The organism is Pseudomonas sp. AC016, from assembly GCF_979253365.1.
This window is the reverse complement of the sequence record NZ_CEEDCC010000001.1, coordinates 4,600,133-4,616,175: the sequence shown is the minus strand read 5'-3', so window position 1 is coordinate 4,616,175 and position 16,043 is coordinate 4,600,133. Positions and strand designations below refer to the sequence as shown.

Below are 16,043 nucleotides of genomic sequence, written 5' to 3'. Positions count from 1 at the left end.
TGCGTGAGGAAAACCGCGCATCAGTGCCGGATGACCGGTGCGCGGGTAAGCGTTCAACGTGAAGGATCATTGCTTGGGGCTGGCTTTAAAAAGCCCGCTTCCATGGCCTCCAGCGGCGGGTCATAGGGAGGTGCGACTGGAGCAGATTGTTGCGCCCTGGGCTGAGGCGCACGCTGTGGCTGCGCCGTTCGTGGCGGCTGTGGCGTTCGTTGTTGCTGTGGCGTGCGCTGTGGCTGCGACGTTGTCTGCGGCAGGATCCCCTCTTCGAGCATTCGTAAAGCGTCGTCGTCGATCGCACCGTTTCTCGGCTGCTGAACGTTCATCATTTTTGGCCCTGGCTCAGGTTCAGGCGATACAACGGACTCTGTGACGACCGGGTTGTCGACAGCCGCTTCGTGGGGAGGTGGCGTCGCCGTCGTCTGGCGTTGAAACTGGCTCGTGAGTTTATCCTGCAGCGACGAGAAGCTGCTGCGCACGCCATCGTCAACAGCGCGCAGCACGTCGACAGCAATTTGACTGGGTGCTTGCAACACGCCCCTGGCACGGTGGTAGGTGTTCTCTGCCATACGAGGCAAGCCTACCAACTGATCAGAAGAGAACGTATGCGGGAGTGACTCTCTGTTCGGACGACGAACGTTGGTAAACGCGACTTCGGTACGCTCCAGAATCGGGGTCGCTCCGCCCTCGCCAGCGGCCTTCAACGCCTTTCCTTCAGCCGTAACCGACTGATTGGCGTACAGCGAGGACAAATAAGATACCGAACCCAGCGCGGCCAGAGCCATATTGCCCGCGATCCTGCCTGCACTCAGCCCACTATTGACGCCAGCCGCCGCTATTGCTGGCAGCTCTGCAGTCAACGCAGCACTCTGGATACCCGAAACAGCCTTGCTGTAGAACGAAGTCCGAACGGTGGCATCGCGCGGGTCCAATCCCTTGGCCAGTTCCTTGCCCAGTTCACTGGTGGCTTTGTCGGTGGTGAATACCGGAATCTGTCGCCCTTGCGGATCGGTGTAGGTGGCCTTCATCTGATAAAGCGCCTGAGCCGAGGCCGACACTGCACCGGCCATCCCTGAAGCCAACGCCCTGGCAGTGACCGTCTGACCGTTGATCTGATTGAAATCATGCAACAGTTGGCGTATTGCCTGACCGCCGCCAAAACTCATATAGGGGATCAGTTCGCCGAGCGGATGCGTAGAAGACACTTGAACCTTCTTCTGTTCAAACACCGCGCGCTGCGCTTTGACCTGCGCTTTCTCGGCCGTCAGTTCCTCGTCGGACTTTTTGACCATCACACCGTCTTGCGACTTGAATTCAAGCGGATCAGGAATCACCGATTCGGTATCGACGCCTTTGAGCGGCGCCATGCCCAGGCGCTTATCAAGGCCTGACGCCTGCAAGCCGGATTGCACCATCGGCTTCACCAGGTTGGTGACGCCTTCATGAGCGATCCCTGCGACCAGCCCTATCACAGTGGCTTCCAGCATACTGGCGTCGCTGCTTGAGCCTGGCACCGCCGCTCTGAACTCATCGTTGGTGGCAGAGCGGATAAAGCCCAAGTGCGTCATTGATGAAAGAAACTGGGGAATCGCAGCGGCTATGACCCGTCCCGAGCCTTGCAGAAATCCCATTCCGGCACGATCCGCGTTCAGCTCTTTGAGCTGCGCGTCGAATCGCGCATGAGCAGCAACGGATTTCAGATGCTTTGCCTGAGGCGATTTCGAAAAATCGTTCTGAATGTCGGCCAGCATGGTTTTGGCTTCGCCAAGCGTCTCTTTCTGGGTCAAAAGTCTGGATTTTTCCCCGCCTTCAGCCATACCCTCGAGCTGTTTGTCCACGTCCGCAAGGCGCTTGTCCAGATCTGCAGTTTTCTCGCTCAGTACGCTGGAAATCGCTTTGCTCGCACGTCCAGCGTATTCGCCCAACGCAGCCTGGCTGACTTCAAAGGTCTTTCGGTCGGGAGCCGAGCATTCACCTTGGTGCACGCTGGAAGCGTTGTGCATCAGCTGAAAATGCTCAAGTTGATCGGCGATCGCACCGGCATGGCCTTTGAGCAGTTGCCCGACCTCTGCCTTGTCCGGTATCTCGTCCTTATTAGTGAGCTTCTCGAGCAGGAGTTTGACGTCACTGGACTGGAAACTCTCCAGCGCAAGGTGCGGCCCGCACAAGCGCTCTGCCATGACCTCAAAGCCCACCTTGCCGGTTTCGGAAGCGTGACCGTTGGCCTCTTCGAGCATGCCTCCAATCAATAGCGCCGCATGCGCACTGACCTGTGGTGCATCGGTTGAGCGTGTGCTCGCCTGCTCAGCCTGAAACGTCGCCAGCAACTCAGTGTGGCGCAACGCTATACCCAGGTTCGCCGCATGCGACTCCAGAGAGGGCTCAAGGTGTTGACCCATTTGCCTTGGGAGTAACGGGGGATTGTTGCTGGGAGTGACCGCATTCGGGTGAGCAGAGGTAATGGACGGATTACCCTCCTCCGTTCTCACCGCAACCATTTGTATGTCGCCTGATCCCCCTACGCGTGAATTAATCATTGAAACCTCCCTTGCGCCGGACGCACGTCACGCTGCCCTGATGGCGGGACAGGTGCACTACTGCGAGCCGTATCGCCAGCGGCCTTCGCGATAAATCCGTGCTGACGCCATTGCCCGGCCAACTCGGCGAAGGACTTCATCAGGAGCAGAATGCCTTCGGCACTCGCCATCTCCAGCGCGACCGACCCCATCAACAGCACTCGCCCGGTTTGAGCATTAAAGGAAAATACCGGGCTGTGAGCGCCAGAAAACAGATGGAAGTTGGTGTCCATCAGAGCCAGCAACGACTGGTCACGATTACGCTCCGGCAACGGCCCCATATCGCCATAGATCAATACGGCACGGCCTTGCTCGCGGTTCTGATACTGGAGGGTGAAGTCGACATCGTCGATCTTGAAGTTGGCAGATTCGTAAAACCGTTCGGGCGACGAGATCAGGCTGAGGGCACAGATTTCATTGATGAGCGTTTTGTACTGTTCTTCGTAATTATTCATGGGTTGGCCTCTCCGTGGGCTAGCTGCGACGCCAGCCAGCTGCCAGCGTGTTCACTCTGAGTCGTAGCTGCGCGAATTCGGTTCCCTGCAACGAGCGCTTGATCGAGGTCGCCGTCAGCGCATTTACCACAGGTTCGCTCAACAAAACGGGAACCCCCGTGCCTGCGGTGCCACTCAACTAAAGCAACGTCAATGGACACCCACAATCGCGATTCAAATGACGGCGACACTGACACCCATCCTGATGCATTCAGGAGGCTCATCAGTGAACCTGTCCTCCAGGAGGTACGCGCCATGAGCATCGGTATTTCAGGCAATTCCTACCAACCCACAACGCCCGCGCTGGACTTTTCGGCACTGAACGGCAACGGACTCAAGCAGAGCCAGCAGCCCGGTCAGAGCGGTGATCAATCGATAGACCCAGGCGCTTTGCTGTTCAACACCGGCAATCAGCGCAACGTCAATTTCGGACAGCCCGCCGAAACCAAACCGCTGGACTCGACCAAGGACAGCGGCGCCAATGACGATCTGATGAGTATGCTTCAGCAATTAATGGACAACATTTCGTCCATGTTCCAGATGCTGGCAAAAATGCTCAGCGGACAAAACAAAGCCAATGAGCAAACCCAGGACCCAAATGAATTCCAGAACGACAGTGGCCTGGGTTCCGAGCCTACCGACAGCGGTGACGGTGGTGGCACCCCTGAGGCCACGGGCGGTAGTGGCGGTGGCGGCACCCCTGGGGCCACCGGCGGCGGTGGCGGCACGCCTGGGGCCACAGGCAATGGCGGCGGCACAACACACTCGGTAAATACCCCATCAGCCGGTCCTGGCCACACTTCAGGCACAGGATCGACGCCCGGCGCCAATCCTGTGCAGGTCCCCAAATCCTCCGGTGAGACAGTGGTGGTGAACGAAACCATCAAGGTCGCTGCGGGCAAGACATTTGACGGCGGCGGCAAAACTTTCACCGCCAGCAACAAACTGGGCACCGGCGACCAGAGTGAGAATCAGAAGCCATTATTCGAACTGGCCGAGGGGGCAACGTTGAAGAACGTCAACCTGGGTGAGAACGAGGCAGACGGTATCCACGTCAAAGCCAAAACCGGCGAGGCCGTGACCATCCAGAATCTTCATGCACAAAATGTGGGTGAAGATCTGATCACCGTTAAAGGGGAAGGCGGTGCCAAGGTCACCAACCTGAACATCCTCGACAGCAGCGCCAAAGGTGCCGATGACAAAATCATCCAGCTCAACGCTAATACTCACTTGAATGTCGATGGATTTAAAGCTGACGAATTCGGCAAGTTGGTACGCACTAATGGCACACCTGGCCACTCACAATTCAGCGATATGAGTTTGAAACTCAACAACATCGACGCGACCCATGGCAAAGCTGCACTGGTCCAGAGTGACAGCGAGGGTCTGAAACTGACCACAAGCAACATCAGAATGACCGATGTTGCCCATGATTATAAGCTCGCGTCTTCTACTGATCACGTTGAAGCTTGAGTAGGTTCATGTAAGCGGTAAGGGGGGCATGCCCCCCTACCTGATGCTTAACGTTTTCGGCGATTGACTAGCCTGCCGAACGGCCGCCTTCCTCAATATCAGGCTCACGCACAGTGCGATGACGCAACGTATCGAACGTCTGGCGCAACCTCTCACCTGTGTACGTCATCGCCTCCCCGCTCGCGCGCAAGCCGTCTGTAGCCAGCTTTGCCGTGCGCGCGGCAGCATAGTCCGCTGCACTCGACGCGGATGACTTCACGGTGTTCTGGATGAACGCCTCGGTTTTGTCCGTCAGCGTGTCACCGACGACATCCACCGTGGTCCATGCGGCAAACACAGGCGCCGAACCGGCCAGATTAGTGACCTGACTGACCAAGGCCTTGGTCACAGGATTACTGATAGTGCGGGTTCCCGCCTCTTGAACCTTACCGACAGCAGCAAAGCCACCCGCCAGTACCAGGCCGTTTTTCATCAGGCTGGTTCCGGTCATGTAGCCGGCGACCGCTTTTACTCCGTCAGTCATGGCATCCAGGGGCAAACCGGCCATCCGCTTGCCCGCATTTATCGCCGCGCCGGAGTAGCTGGCAGACTTGATCGCGTTATAGCCTTCGAGCCAATCCGTCTCCTCATCCAGTGTGGCTTTGGGTTGCTTGTCTTTAAGGCCCAGCACGAGCGCCGCGCCACGCTGATGGTCCCGCGCCTGAACACTGAGCATGCGATTGCCCAAGCCTGCGTTGGCCACCAGTCCACCTGCTGCTGAAACACTGATATCTACTGCACCCTGTATTTCGGGACGGGAGGCAAGCGCGGGAGCCAGAACAGTACGCAAGGCATTACGCGCCGTATAGGTCTGCACGGCAATGCCCAAGTCCAATGATTGCCGGGCAAGTCCTGGCGCATGACGTTTGACGGAAGCCGCAAGAACGTCGTGAAGATCTTCCGGTGCGGCTTTGAGGTAATGAATATCAGCGGTCGCCCTGTTCATCATGGCGGTGCCTATCTGGTCCATGGCACCGGACACTGCCCCTGAAATAAGAGGTGTCAGGGGCTTGAGCGAAGTCGGCAGCCAATCACCTTTGTTGATCGCGGGCTGCATGTATTGCAGTACAGAGGCCCCGGCGAACGGCACTGCCCGTAGTGCGCTTGAGGCAGTGGTGGCCAATCGATCCAGCATTTCTGCCTTGGCAAAGGTATCAGCGATCATTGCCTTGGTTTCGCCCATATCGACCAGAACTCTGGCACGACTGCTGACCAACGCATTGATCTTGTCGTTGTGCGCCTGATTTGCACGCAACTCATCGCCGTCCGCCGCGGAGACTGAACCGCTAACAGGCATTTTATGGACTTCGAAATAGCTATTCAGGTGTTCGACGATGTCCAGATGGTTCGCCTGATCCGTGACGCTGGCAGCCTCCACCGAGCTTGCGTCATTGGACGCACGAGAGGACTGCATGCGTGTAATTTCCAGGCTCTGAGCGCGCATGGAGTGATTGACAGACTGCATAAAACGTTCCTTTTCTTTGCATGAGTTGAGCGGCGGATAGCCGAGAAAGGGGGCACGCAAGATCGCGTGCCTGCCCACGGGCAGGTCTCAAGATGCCGATCTGATAGCGATGGATGACGCACAGATGAAAGGGCTCGCCCCGTTGTACGGATCGACATCCCCTGTGTGGTCACGAGCGGCTGTGGGGTTCCACCGGTTGTCGGGCGTTGGGCGATGAGAGACCGCTCAATGAAAATGTTCACTGCAGCAGCTAAATGATTAAGCCAATTAAGCGAGTGTTAAGGAGCGTTCCGTAGGTTTGTGTCATGGCTTGTTACAACTCGGTAAACAGCCGTTCCCCAATCCTGGACAGGAGTATCGCCATGACGGGTCTTTTTGAAAAAAAATGGAAGTGCTTCAAACGGACGCTGACTTACGTCGGCTGGTCGCTGTTGTGGTTGCTGTTGTGGGACATCGGCGTGACGGTGGACTTCATGCTAATGGAAGGGATTGGCATAGATCTCCCCCTGATGCCGTTGACGCTACTGTGTTCGGCTCTGATCGTATTGATCAGCTTTCGTAACACCAGCGCCTATAACCGCTGGTGGGAAGCGCGAACCTTGTGGGGCGCGATGGTCAACACTTCCCGCAGTTATGGTCGTCAAGTATTGACCCTGATCGACGGGCAAGGCACACGCCGGGAAAACCCGGTGAAAGGGTTATTGTTTCGCCGCCATGTGGCCTATCTGCGGGCACTGCGGGCGCACCTGAAAGGTGATGTCAGTACCGCAAACCTCGATGGCTTGCTCCCCGATTCTGAAATCGAGCGTTCGTCTGGCAGCCATAACTTTCCCAATGACATCCTGAGTGGCTCGGCGGCGATCATTGCTGACGAGTTCGTGGCAGGGCGACTGGACAGCATCCGGTTTTCCCGGCTGGAAACGACGCTGGTCGATTTATCCAATTGCCAGGGCGGTATGGAACGCATCGCCAACACACCGCTGCCCTACCCTTACATTTACTTCCCCAGACTGTTCAGCGCGCTGTTCTGCATCATCATGCCGTTGAGCATGGTGACGACCCTGGGCTGGTTCACACCGATCATTTCCACGGTCGTGGGCTGCATGCTGCTGGCCATGGAACGCATCGGCACGGATCTGCAGGCGCCGTTCGGCGACAGTCAGCACCGGATCCGCATGGAAGACCTGTGCCTGAACATCGAAAAGAACCTGTGCTCGATGTACAACGAGCCCGAACAGGGGCCGTTGCTGGCACACCTGAAAGCGATGATCGGGCCGATTGCGCCCCCAGTTCGTCAGGCGACGGCGTGAACTGATCGCAGGGTGGTTGTGCCCATAATCCTGTGAACGCTCCCCAAGCGCCCAACTCTAAATAGCAACTCGAAAACGCGCTCAAGGAGAACACATGACCGCTTCATTCAAGGTTGGCGATGCCGTGCGCTGGAATTCGGAAGCTGGCGAGATCCGGGGCAAGGTCACCAAGGTGCATGTAAAGGACGTGGAGTTCATGGGCAAGCATCGGCCCGCGTCGAAAGACAGTCCGCAATATGAAGTGAAGAGTGACAAGACCGGGCATCTGGCGATGCATCACGAGGATGCGCTGCACAAAGTCTGACGCCCGGCTCAGAACACGAACCCGTGCCCCAGTTCGCTTTCCATCCACTCCAGAAAGCGTCTGACCCTCGGAAAGCTGGAGTGGGCCTTGGGAAACACCAAGTGGTGCGCCGCGACCGGTGAACTCAACAGGTGCGGCGCGACTTCCAACAGCGCGCCGCTTTGCAGGTACTTTTGCGCCAGCAACGTGCTTTCCAGCGCGAAGCCCAGGCCATGACTCGCAGCTTCCAGCGTCATGTAGGAGCGGTCAAAACTCAGCGTGTAGGGTTTTTCAGGACGCGCCAGGCCGTGCTGGGCGAACAGCTCCGGCCACTTCAACAGCGTGGCTTCGGACAGAATCAGCTCGCCGTTCAGCAGGTCCGCTGCGCTGTTGACCGGAGACCGTTCCAGCAGATTCGGCGACGCCAGTACCGCAAAGGTCTCGTGGCGCACGGTGCGCACTTCGTAGCTTGGCCAGTTGGGCCGACCATGGCGGATATCGACGTCGATCTTGTCACGGCTGAAGTGCAGCGATTCGTAGGAACACGACAGGTTGATCTGTATATCCGGGTGGCTGATCCGAAACGCTTCCAGTCGCGGCATTAGCCACAACAGTCCAAAACTGGGTGACGAGTGCAGGCGCAGGCAGTCGAGGCTGACGTCGCTGGCAGCCCGCTCGGTCGCCACGGCCAGGCTGTGCAGCAACCCGGAAACCTCTTTCAGATACTGCTCACCCACCGGCGTCAGGGTGACGCCGCGAGCCGCCCGCACGAACAGTTGCCGTCCGATCATCGCTTCCAGTTTGGCGAGTTGATGGCTGACCGCCGAAGGCGTCAGGTCCAGCACTTCGGCGGCGCGGGCCAGGTTGCCGAAACGTGCCGTCTGCTCGAAGGCCTGAATGGCTTTCAGGGGTGGCAGGTTCGAGTGGGGGTCGTCATCGGCACGCATGGTTGCTCCGAAGCATCAGGAAGAGTGGGTTTTTGGCATTCAAGCACTGCTCGGCTGAAATGACGAGAGGTGAATTTTTTTCATCGACCAGTGAGGGTAGCGTTATTGCTCGCAGGCAGGACCGGGAACACTCTGAGCCCATCGATCACTTGAATCGAACCCATAAAAACAATCAGAGGACTCCCCTCATGCTGCTTCAAGGCAAAGTTGCAATCATCACCGGTGCTGCCTCCGAACGTGGAATCGGTCGTGCCACCGCCGTCACCTTCGCGCAACACGGTGCTCGCGTCGTGATACTCGACCTCGATGAATCCGCCGCACGCGACGCTGCCGCCGCGCTGGGCGAAGGTCATCTGGGCCTGGCCGCCAACGTGGCCGACGAATCCCAGGTCAAACAGGCCGTTGCGAAGATCATCGAGCACTTCGGCCGTATCGACGTACTGGTCAACAACGCCGGTATCACCCAACCGATCAAGACACTGAACATCCGCCCGGGCGATTACGACAAGGTGCTGGACGTCAGCCTGCGCGGCACACTGTTGATGTCGCAGGCGGTTATTCCGACCATGCGCGCGCAGGGTTCGGGCAGCATCGTGTGCATGTCTTCGGTATCCGCGCAGCGTGGCGGCGGCATCTTCGGCGGCCCGCATTACAGCGCTGCAAAAGCCGGCGTACTCGGTCTGGGCAAGGCCATGGCGCGGGAGTTCGGCCCGGACCAGATTCGTATCAACTCCATCGCGCCGGGCCTGATTCATACCGATATCACCGGCGGGCTGATGCAGGACGAGCGACGCCACGCGATCATCGAAGGCATCCCGCTGGGTCGCCTGGGCGCGGCTCAGGACGTGGCCAATGCGGCGCTGTTTCTGGCCAGCGATCTGTCTTCCTACCTGACCGGCGTTACGCTGGATGTGAACGGCGGCATGCTGATTCACTGACGGCCCATCGGCGGGCCGGTCAGACAGTGTGACGGCCCGCATTTGCTCTGGATCGATGACACGCCCGGCCGGTTTGCCTGGCGGTCTATAAAAACAAGAGATCAGACCATCATGATAACCACGATGCCCCTCGACGCGGTCTCGACCGCCCGTGCCAATGCCTACCGCAAGACCGCCTGGCGGCTGATGCCGTTCCTGATGCTGTGCTACCTGTGCGCTTATCTGGACCGGGTCAATGTCGGGTTTGCCAAGCTGACCATGATGAATGACCTGGCCTTCAGCGAAGCCGTCTACGGCCTCGGCGCCGGCATGTTCTTCATCGGTTATTTCCTCTGTGAAGTACCCAGTAACCTGATTCTGCATCGCGTCGGCGCACGCCGTTGGATCGCGCGCATCATGATTTCCTGGGGCATCATTTCCGCCCTGTTCGCCTTCGTCGAAACCGAATGGCAGTTCTACGCCCTGCGCTTTCTGCTCGGTGTGGCAGAAGCCGGTCTGGCACCGGGTCTGCTGCTTTACCTCACCTACTGGTTCCCGTCCTATCGCCGTGCGCGCATGACGGTGCTGTGGTTCATCGCCATTCCATTGTCCGGAATGATCGGCGGGCCGCTGTCGGGCTACATCATGGGCACCTTCGCAGGCTTTCATGGCTGGGCAGGCTGGCAGTGGATGTTTGTCATCGAGGCCATTCCCACGGTGATTGTCGGCCTGATGGTATTGGCGTACCTGAAAGACGGCGTGCATCAGGCAACCTGGCTCACCGATGACGAAAAAGAGCTGATCAAAAAGGAACTGGCCGAAGACAACAGCCAGAAGGTCGTGCATGCCTCGGTGGGTGAGTTCGTTCGCGACCGCCGTCTGTGGCTGCTGGCCTGTATCTACTTCTGCGTGGTGATGGGTCAGTACGCAATCACCTTCTGGCTGCCAACGCTGATCCGCAACGCCGGGCTGGCGGATCCGCTGCACATCGGCCTGATGACCAGCGTGCCGTACCTGTGCGCCATCGTCGCCATGTTGTTGATGGGTCGCAGCGGCGACAAGCACCGCGAGCGCCGCTGGCATCTGGTGCTGCCGATGATCGCCGGTGCGCTGGGCCTGAGCCTGGCGGCGGTGTTCGGCAACAGCCTGCTGCTCTCGGTACTGAGCCTGTGCCTGGCAGCAGCCGGCGTGCTTTCGGCGTCGTCCCTGTTCTGGATGCTGCCCACCACACTGCTGGGCGGCGTGTCCGCAGCGGCGGGCATTGCCGGCATCAACAGCTTCGCCAACCTCGCGGGTTTCTGCTCGCCTTACCTGATCGGCTGGATCACGACCACCACCGGCTCCAGCGCCATCGGCATGTACTTGATCACCGGCGTGCTGTTCATCGGCGCGTTTCTGGTCCTGCGTATCCCTGCCGCCTCGGTCAATCGTTGAGTTCACGGAGTCATCACCATGACAACCCAAGCGTTATCTGCCACATCCACGTCGCTGGCACAGCGTGCCCACAACATTCGTCGCCATGCCTTGCGCATGGGTCAGGTTCAGGGTCAGGGCTATGTCGGCCAGGCGCTGGGCGCAGCCGACCTGCTGGCGGTGTCCTACTTCCATGCTATGAGCTACAAGTCTGAAGACCCGGAATGGGAACAGCGTGATCGCTTTTACCTGTCGATCGGTCATTACGCCATCGCGTTGTACGCAGCCTTGATCGAGGCTGAAATCATCCCGCTGGACGAGCTCGAAACCTACGGTTCGGACGACAGCCGTCTGCCGATGTCGGGGATGGCCGCCTACACGCCGGGCATGGAAATCACCGGCGGCTCGCTCGGCCACGGTCTGGGCATCGCGGTCGGTGCCTGCCTGGGCCTGAAGCGTAAACAGTCGGCGTCCTTCGTTTACAACCTGCTGTCAGACGGCGAACTGAACGAGGGTTCGACCTGGGAAGCGGCGATGTCGGCCTCCCACTGGAAGCTCGACAACCTGATCGCGATCATCGACGTGAACAACCAGCAGGCCGACGGCCATTCCAGCGAAGTGCTCGCTTTCGAGCCCATCGTGGATCGCTGGCAGGCCTTTGGCTGGTTCACGCAACGGGTCGATGGCAACGACCTGCCAGCGCTGGTCGCCGCGTTCGACGCCGCCCGCCAGCATCCGGGCGCACAGCCTCGGGTGATCATCTGCGATACGAAAATGGGCAAAGGCGTGCCCTTTCTGGAAACCCGCGAGAAGACTCACTTCATCCGTGTCGACGAACACGAGTGGGACCTTGCACTGAACAACCTCGACGAGGGGCAAACCGTATGAGCACTGCCAACCAGAACCCTGCGGCGACACCTGCCGTGAAGAAGAAGCTCACCACGTCGGCAATGATCGCCTCGATTGCCTCTGAAGGTCAGGCCACCCGTTCTGCACCGTTCGGTCATGCGCTGGCGGCACTGGCCGACCAGCGTTCGGACATCGTCGGACTGTCGGCGGATCTGTCCAAGTACACTGACCTGCACATCTTCGCCAAGGCGCATCCCGAGCGTTTCTACCAGATGGGCATGGCCGAACAATTGCTGATGAGCGCCGCTGCCGGGATGGCCCGTGAAGGCTGCGTGCCGTTCGCGACCACCTACGCGGTGTTCGCCTCGCGCCGCGCCTACGACTTCATCTGCATGGCGATTGCCGAGGAGAACCTCAACGTCAAGATCGTCTGCGGCCTGCCCGGCCTGACCACGGGCTACGGCCCCAGCCACCAGGCCACGGACGATTTGGCAATCTTCCGCGCCATGCCCAACCTGATGATCGTCGACCCGTGCGATGCGCTGGAAATCGAGCAGGCCGTCCCGGCCATCGCGGCGCATCAGGGGCCGGTGTACATGCGGTTGTTGCGCGGCAACGTTCCGCTGGTGCTCGACGAGTACGGCTATCAATTCGAGATCGGCAAGGCCAAGACCCTGCGCACCGGCAACGACGTGCTGATCATCTCCACCGGCCTGATGACGATGCGCTCGCTGGAAGCCGCCAAGCAACTGCAGGCCGATGGCGTCGATGTCGCGGTGTTGCACGTACCGACCATCAAGCCGCTGGACGAACAGACCATTCTCGCCGAAGCCAGAAAACCGGGGCGGCTGGTGGTGACGGCGGAAAACCATTCGATCATCGGCGGTCTGGGTGAAGCGGTTGCGACCGTGCTGCTGCGCAATGGCGTCACGCCGACCTTCAGACAGATCGCGCTGCCGGATGCGTTTCTCGATGCGGGAGCCCTGCCGACGCTGCATGATCGCTATGGCATTTCCACACCAGCGGTCTGCGCGCAGATCAAGGCGTGGTTATAGCGGTCGGATGGTGAAACGGTGCTGAGTTCTGCTTTTGCCTGCGGGGCGTTGGAGCTCTCGGAGGTTACGACGGCAGCGATGGGCTGCGCAGCGGCCCTTGGTTGTATCTGGCACACCGCATGCGCAGGCCTTGCTGCCGGTTCCCGGCAGATCGCCGGCGAGCCGCCTCCCACGGTCCGGTGTTTGCTGCACGACCGCGCCGTGTCAAAGACATTGGGGCATCTTCAACAGCCCGGTGTCTGCTGCGCCTTTTGATGAGAATGAACGATGAATACCCACCACCTGCTCGACCCGGCCTACAAGGCTTTCCTCGATGAGCCTTCAAGCGTCTGGACGCTAGCTAACCTGCCCGCGATCAGACGCCGTGTAGACGCCGCCTGGAAACAGCCAGAAGAGGCGAGGCACGAGCAGTACTGGACACAGAAGAATCACATCAGGCTGTGCATCTATCGCCTGAAACACAGCCTCAAGCCTGCGCAAAAACTCGCCACGCTGCTGTACATCCATGGCGGCGGTTTCGTGCTGGGCCGTCCCGAAATGGTTGACGATTACCTTGCCGATCTGGCCAACGAGCTGAACGTCCTGATCGTGGCCGTCGATTATCGACTTGCGCCCGCACACTCCTTCCCCATCCCGCTTGAAGATTGCTACGCGGCGTTGGTCTGGATCTTCGACGAGGGTCTGGCACTCGGCGTGGATACGCAAAAGGTAATGGTGATGGGCCACAGCGCAGGCGGTGGTCTGGCTGCTGCCGTGTCGATCATGGCGCGGGACAGAAACGAGTATCGGCTGGCCGGGCTGTTGATGGTTTATCCGATGCTGGACCACCGCACCGGCTCGACCACTTCGTCAGCGGACAACCCCACCACCGGAACCCTGAGCTGGACTCGCGAAGCGAACCGGTTCTGCTGGGAATGCCTGCAAGGTGCATACGCACTGGACGATGATCAGGCGGCGCTGTTTTCACCCGCACTGACCAATGACCTGTCCAGGCTGCCGCCAAGCTTCATCAGCGTCGGTGCGCTCGACCTGTTTCTGGAAGAAGACGTCGCCTTCGCGCTCGCGCTTTCCAGATCCGGCGTGCCGGTGGAGTTGCATGTATACCCCGGCGTGCCGCACATGTTCGATCAGTATCCGGGCCTTCAGACCGAACAGCTCAAACAGGACATCACCCGCGCCCTCGCCTGCCTGTGCGCAGACGAGGACACGCTGTAGCCACTAAACCAGCGCTTCAGCGGGACCGAAGAACTCGTAATGACTCTGCTCGTCCGGAACACCCAGATCGTGCAGTGCCTGCTTGATGAACGCCATGAACGGCTTGGGACCAAGGAAATATGCCTCGACGTCCCGGTTCGCAGGCAACCACTGTTGCAGATGCTCCACCGCAGGCAGGCCGACAATGTTGGGTTGGGCAGGATCAGCAACCGTGTCGTTGTAGACAACATGGGCGCGGAGCTGCGGGTAGCGTGCCTGCCAATCCTTGAGCACTGCCTGAAATGCATGCGCCCCGGCATGGCGCGCGTAGTGGATGAACACCACGTCACGACCGCCAGCGTCCAAAGCCGCTTCGGCCATCGCCAGGGTGGGCGTGATGCCGACACCGCCACTGATCAACACCAGCGGCTTGCTGCCTTCGATCAACGTGAACTCGCCGGACGGCGGAAACAGCTCCAGCTCATCACCCGCTTCAACCTGTTCATGCAGGTAATTCGAAGCCACCCCGCCCACTTCTTTCTTGACGCTGATGCGATAGCCGATGCCTGTCGATGCAGCCGACAGCGAGTAATTACGACGGATTTCCTGCTCCTTCACTGTCAGACGCAGGCCAATGTACTGACCGGCCTTGTGCGCGATGACAGGCTGGCCGTCTGCAGGCTCGAGATAGAACGAGGTGATCTCGTCGCTTTCGGGTGTCTTGGCTTTAACCTTGAACATACGCCCGCCGCGCCAACCGCCTGGAGCGGCGGCGATGTTTTCGTACACCTTATGTTCGGCGCCGATGAGGATGTCAGCCAATTGCTGATACGCCTCGTCCCAGGCAGCAATCACCTGGTCAGTGGCCTTTTCGGCACCCAAGACTTCGCGGATCGCCTGCAGCAGGCACGCTCCGACGATAGGGTAATGCTCGGGCAGGATCTGCAACGCCACGTGCTTGTTGACGATCTGGCTGGCAAGCGGGCCGAGGTTTTCCAGACGATCAATGTTGCGGGCGTACATCAGCACCGCATTGGCCAGAGCGCGAGGCTGAGCACCGTTGGCTTGATTGGCTTGGTTGAACAGCGGCCGAACCTCAGGGTAGTCGCGCAGCATGATCTGGTAGAAGTGGGTGGTCAGGGCTTCGCCACCGACCTCCAGAATCGGGACGGTTGCCTTGACGATGTCACGTTGAATGTCGGTCAGCATGGGTCAGCTCCAGAACGTTTCGATACCTGGATAGAGCAACCCACGTGCCAACTGAAAAACCCAGTAAAATCAGCCGAAAAGCGATCATGACAGTCAAAATGACAGAGTCATAATGACTCCATTCAAGGCGAACAGGTCATTCGGACACGGTCCGTGGCTACGGGCCGCGTACGCGAACACCGGGAGCCCTTGAAGCACGTCTGAACATACTCACGTTTACGATGCAGACGGTTCAACGCAGGTAAGCCGCCCAGGCAGACACCAGCAGCAACACGGCCATGCTCCTGTTCAGCCATTGCAGGGCGCGCGCGGACTTGAGCAAGCGTGCGGACCCTGCGCCCAACAGCGCCCAGCAGGCCAGACAAGGCAGCGACACGAGAAAGAACGCCAGCGCCAGATGGGCCACGGTTCCCTGACTGAACACACTGACGACAGCCAGCGCCATCATCCAGGTCTTGGGGTTGACCACCTGCAGACCCGCCGCGCCGACGAATCCGAGGCGTGGACGGCTGTCATCGGGGCTCACGGGGTCAGCCGGGCTGTTGAAGATTTTCCACGCCAGCCAGGTCAGCCAGCCGACGCCGATGGCAGCCATTACGGGCTGTACGGCAGGCACCTGCATCAGCGAACGACCGACGCCGGTGCCCACCAGCAGCACCAGCCCTGCGGCGCCCATGCAGGCACCGAGAATGATCGGCAGACTGGCTTTCAGACCGTAACGGGCGCTGTTGCTCAGCACCAGCAGATTGGTGGGGCCGGGGGTGATCGAGGCAACGAAAGCGAACAGCAGAAACGAAAGCATGACCGGACTCCTGAATGACA

The 16,043-nt window shown here is 59.4% G+C and carries 14 protein-coding genes; 8 read left to right on the top strand and 6 right to left on the bottom strand.

What is annotated here, in order from left to right; all coding sequences use genetic code 11:
- Positions 1-53 precede the first annotated feature (53 nt).
- Positions 54-2,396 (bottom strand): restriction endonuclease, encoded by a 2,343-nt coding sequence (locus tag AC0IXS_RS20790; protein WP_191957174.1) that lies wholly within the window; start codon positions 2,394-2,396, stop codon positions 54-56.
- Positions 2,397-2,530: 134 nt separating this feature from the next.
- Positions 2,531-3,028 carry a CesT family type III secretion system chaperone gene (locus tag AC0IXS_RS20785; protein ID WP_057409096.1) on the bottom strand — a complete coding sequence of 166 codons (498 nt, stop codon included), beginning with the start codon at positions 3,026-3,028 and terminating at the stop codon, positions 2,531-2,533.
- A gap of 294 nt (positions 3,029-3,322) precedes the next feature.
- On the opposite strand from AC0IXS_RS20785, the gene AC0IXS_RS20780 reads away from it, so the two are divergent.
- Entirely contained in the window at positions 3,323-4,540 is a 1,218-nt protein-coding gene (locus tag AC0IXS_RS20780) for a pectate lyase (protein ID WP_471825572.1), read from the top strand.
- 67 nt (positions 4,541-4,607) lie between these two features.
- Here the strand turns inward: AC0IXS_RS20780 and AC0IXS_RS20775 are convergent, their stop codons facing one another.
- Positions 4,608-5,957 (bottom strand): type III effector, encoded by a 1,350-nt coding sequence (locus tag AC0IXS_RS20775; RefSeq protein WP_471826275.1) that lies wholly within the window; start codon positions 5,955-5,957, stop codon positions 4,608-4,610.
- 449 nt (positions 5,958-6,406) lie between these two features.
- On the opposite strand from AC0IXS_RS20775, the gene AC0IXS_RS20770 reads away from it, so the two are divergent.
- Entirely contained in the window at positions 6,407-7,354 is a 948-nt protein-coding gene (locus AC0IXS_RS20770; protein WP_057411120.1) for a bestrophin family protein, read from the top strand.
- Between the two features lie 94 nt (positions 7,355-7,448).
- On the top strand, positions 7,449-7,658 hold the full coding sequence (locus AC0IXS_RS20765; RefSeq protein WP_249582592.1) for a hypervirulence associated TUDOR domain-containing protein: 210 nt from the start codon (positions 7,449-7,451) through the stop codon (positions 7,656-7,658).
- A gap of 8 nt (positions 7,659-7,666) precedes the next feature.
- Here AC0IXS_RS20765 and AC0IXS_RS20760 read toward each other — a convergent pair whose 3' ends face one another.
- Entirely contained in the window at positions 7,667-8,584 is a 918-nt protein-coding gene (locus AC0IXS_RS20760; protein WP_122691041.1) for a LysR substrate-binding domain-containing protein, read from the bottom strand.
- Between the two features lie 188 nt (positions 8,585-8,772).
- Between AC0IXS_RS20760 and AC0IXS_RS20755 the strand changes: the two genes are divergently transcribed.
- The 5 genes from AC0IXS_RS20755 (at position 8,773) to AC0IXS_RS20735 (ending at position 14,033) form a co-directional block, all read left to right on the top strand.
- Entirely contained in the window at positions 8,773-9,522 is a 750-nt protein-coding gene (locus AC0IXS_RS20755) for an SDR family NAD(P)-dependent oxidoreductase (protein ID WP_122691040.1), read from the top strand.
- Positions 9,523-9,633: 111 nt separating this feature from the next.
- Positions 9,634-10,935, top strand: coding sequence for an MFS transporter (locus AC0IXS_RS20750; RefSeq protein WP_025995056.1), 1,302 nt, complete (start codon positions 9,634-9,636; stop codon positions 10,933-10,935).
- 18 nt (positions 10,936-10,953) lie between these two features.
- Positions 10,954-11,802 carry a transketolase gene (locus AC0IXS_RS20745; RefSeq protein ID WP_191957178.1) on the top strand — a complete coding sequence of 283 codons (849 nt, stop codon included), beginning with the start codon at positions 10,954-10,956 and terminating at the stop codon, positions 11,800-11,802.
- On the top strand, positions 11,799-12,818 hold the full coding sequence (locus AC0IXS_RS20740) for a transketolase family protein (protein WP_320470476.1): 1,020 nt from the start codon (positions 11,799-11,801) through the stop codon (positions 12,816-12,818). Before AC0IXS_RS20745 ends, AC0IXS_RS20740 begins: the two co-directional genes overlap by 4 nt.
- Before the next feature lie 267 nt (positions 12,819-13,085).
- Positions 13,086-14,033, top strand: coding sequence for an alpha/beta hydrolase (locus AC0IXS_RS20735; RefSeq protein WP_471825568.1), 948 nt, complete (start codon positions 13,086-13,088; stop codon positions 14,031-14,033).
- A gap of 3 nt (positions 14,034-14,036) precedes the next feature.
- Here the strand turns inward: AC0IXS_RS20735 and hmpA are convergent, their stop codons facing one another.
- Both hmpA and AC0IXS_RS20725 read right to left on the bottom strand, forming a co-directional pair.
- Complete coding sequence (hmpA, locus tag AC0IXS_RS20730; protein WP_471825566.1) at positions 14,037-15,221, bottom strand: NO-inducible flavohemoprotein; 1,185 nt, start codon at positions 15,219-15,221, stop codon at positions 14,037-14,039.
- Between the two features lie 232 nt (positions 15,222-15,453).
- Positions 15,454-16,023: a LysE family translocator gene (locus AC0IXS_RS20725; protein WP_029241743.1), complete on the bottom strand. Its 570-nt coding sequence runs from the start codon at positions 16,021-16,023 to the stop codon at positions 15,454-15,456.
- Between the last annotated feature and the right edge of the window lie 20 nt (positions 16,024-16,043).

Coding starts and splice junctions, on each gene's coding strand:
- AC0IXS_RS20790 (WP_191957174.1), bottom strand. CDS start 2,396: ATGGGTCAACACCTTGAGCCCTCTCTGGAGTCGCATGCGGCGAACCTG.
- AC0IXS_RS20785 (WP_057409096.1), bottom strand. CDS start 3,028: ATGAATAATTACGAAGAACAGTACAAAACGCTCATCAATGAAATCTGT.
- AC0IXS_RS20780 (WP_471825572.1), top strand. CDS start 3,323: ATGAGCATCGGTATTTCAGGCAATTCCTACCAACCCACAACGCCCGCG.
- AC0IXS_RS20770 (WP_057411120.1), top strand. CDS start 6,407: ATGACGGGTCTTTTTGAAAAAAAATGGAAGTGCTTCAAACGGACGCTG.
- AC0IXS_RS20765 (WP_249582592.1), top strand. CDS start 7,449: ATGACCGCTTCATTCAAGGTTGGCGATGCCGTGCGCTGGAATTCGGAA.
- AC0IXS_RS20760 (WP_122691041.1), bottom strand. CDS start 8,584: ATGCGTGCCGATGACGACCCCCACTCGAACCTGCCACCCCTGAAAGCC.
- AC0IXS_RS20755 (WP_122691040.1), top strand. CDS start 8,773: ATGCTGCTTCAAGGCAAAGTTGCAATCATCACCGGTGCTGCCTCCGAA.
- AC0IXS_RS20750 (WP_025995056.1), top strand. CDS start 9,634: ATGATAACCACGATGCCCCTCGACGCGGTCTCGACCGCCCGTGCCAAT.
- AC0IXS_RS20745 (WP_191957178.1), top strand. CDS start 10,954: ATGACAACCCAAGCGTTATCTGCCACATCCACGTCGCTGGCACAGCGT.
- AC0IXS_RS20740 (WP_320470476.1), top strand. CDS start 11,799: ATGAGCACTGCCAACCAGAACCCTGCGGCGACACCTGCCGTGAAGAAG.
- AC0IXS_RS20735 (WP_471825568.1), top strand. CDS start 13,086: ATGAATACCCACCACCTGCTCGACCCGGCCTACAAGGCTTTCCTCGAT.
- hmpA (WP_471825566.1), bottom strand. CDS start 15,221: ATGCTGACCGACATTCAACGTGACATCGTCAAGGCAACCGTCCCGATT.
- AC0IXS_RS20725 (WP_029241743.1), bottom strand. CDS start 16,023: ATGCTTTCGTTTCTGCTGTTCGCTTTCGTTGCCTCGATCACCCCCGGC.